Genomic DNA, 2,230 nt, shown 5'->3' with positions numbered 1-2,230 from the left:
TTATAGAACCTAAGAATAGCAGTCCAAGTCCGTTCGCAAGCCTGTTGACAAGCTGTAGAGTTAAGGTCTTGAACAAAAGGGTATTCACTTCTTAATTGAGTGACATATTTATATACATCCTTTTGTCCTACACCTTTATTGTCTTCCCAATATCTAAGACATTTATTCCGAACAAACTGTACTGTCCGAATAGCCTCATCAATGGCTTGATATTGAGATGGTTTTCCTCTCAGCTTGTACTCTAAAACAAACATTTTGCGTTATCGACCTACCACGCAAACTATTCTAGCATACTAAAATTAAATTGGCAACTATAGATTAGAGTTATTTTTAGTCGTGCTTCGCTGTTCTATGCTGGCGGAACTTTTCATCTCCGAGGTGAAACCGAGAGATGAAAAGCCGACATTATAGGTAAAAAGCGATTTCTTTCTCCTTGAGAGGGGCAAAATCGGCGGCTAACAACAGCTGATTTAATTCCTCTTGGGGGATATGTTTGGCCCCGATGCGGACAATTCGCGATCTCATCGTGTTAGAAACCCCGCTTCTTTGTCGTCCTGCTTCCAAACCCATTACCCGGTGATAAAGTTCCAATTTTGCCGGGGGAATTGGGGAACCATCAAAATCAATGCCATTAGCGATCGCCACATCAATGGCATCAGCGCCCGTAGTTGTGGTTAAATTAGTTTCGGTGGACATAAAGACAATATAAAGGATCGTTGCTATTTTATCAGGCGATCGATATCCGCCGCTATGATCAGGAAAGTAATCTTCATTTCTGTGTGACTATGGCTCAATTGCCGACCTATCAACCAAAACAGTTATCCCTGGGCCCCCTGGAAGCGGAAATTCTCAATATTGTCTGGGAATTGGAACCCGTTAGCGTTAAGGATGTCCACGATCGCATTTTAGCGGATCCGGAACGAGATCTGGCCTATACTTCTGTGACTACGGTACTGCGTCGTTTAACTAATAAAGGCTGGTTAAGTTGTTATAAAAAGGGTCGGATTTTCTACTGGAAACCGATGGTTTCTAAGGAACAAGCACAGGCAATTAAAGCCTACGAACAATTACATCGTTTTTTGGCTATTGGTAATGCGGATGTGGTGGCTTCTTTTGCCGATAGTCTCGATACTGCTAGTGTCGAACAATTAAAAGCGATCGCATCTCGTTTAGATACCCTGCGTCAACAACGGAGAGAAAGCTAATGCACGGTTCAATGTTATTACTAGCATTAACTATCGCCATTGGTTTACGTTGGTTTCTGCCCAGCTATCAGCGTCGTTGGCAGATAACGCTATTTTTCTTTCTCTTTCCTCCTTTGCTGCTGTTAATGACAGTTATATCGGTGGTTTGTATGGGCTATCGCGGGCAAATGTTGGGTTATAACTCCAGTTTAATTAGTTACTTTAGTGCTATAATTTGGCTAGTTTTTGCTATATTGTGTTTGATAAAACTCTCCTATCAAACTTGGCAAACCCATCGGGATTTTAGCAGTTATCCCCTCAAAAAAATCACCGCTCAGAAGGCGAGAGTTTTAGCAGTGGATTTTCCCTACAGTGCCAGAGTTGGCTTCTGGAAGTCGGAATTAATTGTAACCCAAGGATTATTAAATCTCTTAGATCAAGAACATTTACAAGCAGTTTTAGCCCACGAACAAGCTCACCAAGAATATCATGACACTTTCTGGTTTTTCTGGTTAGGTTGGCTGCGATCGATGTCTTCTTGGCTGCCCAATAGTGAGAATTTATGGTCAGAATTGGTCTTCTTGCGGGAATTGCGCGCCGATAAGTATGCTTCTGGACAAGTGGATTATTTACTATTAGCTGAATCGCTGCTTTTAGTAGCAGAAAAAGTTAATCAAGTAGCGGAAATAAATTTCTCTGATAGTTGCTGTGTTGCTCTGAGTGATAATTCTTTAAATAATCGCTTATTAGAGAGAATCGATGCTTTAGTCGAGTCAGAAAAACCAGAATTTCCTGGATTTAACTATCAAGTCTGGCTCTTGCTTTCCCTCTCCCTCGCGCCTTTCTTACTCTTGCCTTTACACTCCTAAAAATGACCCTAGAAGTTGGACAAAAAGCCCCGGAATTTGCCACCCCAAACCAAAGAGGCGAAATTAGTAAATTAGCAGATTTTGCCGGTCAATGGTTGGTCTTATATTTTTATCCCAAAGATAACACTCCGGGCTGCAGCACAGAAGCGATCGATTTTACCGCTTTGTCGCCGCAAT

4 protein-coding genes and 1 pseudogene are annotated in these 2,230 nt (G+C 41.8%); 3 read left to right on the top strand and 2 right to left on the bottom strand.

Annotated features, from left to right (window positions below):
• Together PX481_RS29330 and PX481_RS29325 are read right to left on the bottom strand one after the other, a co-directional pair.
• Positions 1–254 (bottom strand): annotated as a pseudogene (locus tag PX481_RS29330) (hypothetical protein); the annotation flags it as partial.
• A 151-nt stretch (positions 255–405) separates the two neighbouring features.
• Complete coding sequence (locus PX481_RS29325) at positions 406–696, bottom strand: small RNA NsiR4-regulated ssr1528 family protein (RefSeq protein WP_002732452.1); 291 nt, start codon at positions 694–696, stop codon at positions 406–408.
• Between the two features lie 20 nt (positions 697–716).
• Here PX481_RS29325 and PX481_RS29320 point away from each other — a divergent pair, with 20 nt between their 5' ends.
• The 3 genes from PX481_RS29320 to PX481_RS29310 form a co-directional block, all read left to right on the top strand.
• Positions 717–1,205, top strand: coding sequence for a BlaI/MecI/CopY family transcriptional regulator (locus PX481_RS29320; RefSeq protein ID WP_002761005.1), 489 nt, complete (start codon positions 717–719; stop codon positions 1,203–1,205).
• Positions 1,205–2,053 (top strand): M56 family metallopeptidase, encoded by an 849-nt coding sequence (locus tag PX481_RS29315; RefSeq protein WP_288097495.1) that lies wholly within the window; start codon positions 1,205–1,207, stop codon positions 2,051–2,053. Before PX481_RS29320 ends, PX481_RS29315 begins: the two co-directional genes overlap by 1 nt.
• A 2-nt stretch (positions 2,054–2,055) precedes the next feature.
• On the top strand, positions 2,056–2,230 hold a 175-nt coding region (locus tag PX481_RS29310; protein WP_288097499.1), incomplete at its 3' end, for a redoxin domain-containing protein.

The sequence above is a fragment of the Microcystis sp. M53603_WE2 genome, from assembly GCF_030065435.1.
The sequence above is the reverse complement of the archived record's forward strand: the minus strand, read 5'-3'. Positions and strand labels throughout refer to the sequence as shown.

Coding starts and splice junctions, on each gene's coding strand:
- PX481_RS29315 (WP_288097495.1), top strand. CDS start 1,205: ATGCACGGTTCAATGTTATTACTAGCATTAACTATCGCCATTGGTTTA.
- PX481_RS29325 (WP_002732452.1), bottom strand. CDS start 696: ATGTCCACCGAAACTAATTTAACCACAACTACGGGCGCTGATGCCATT.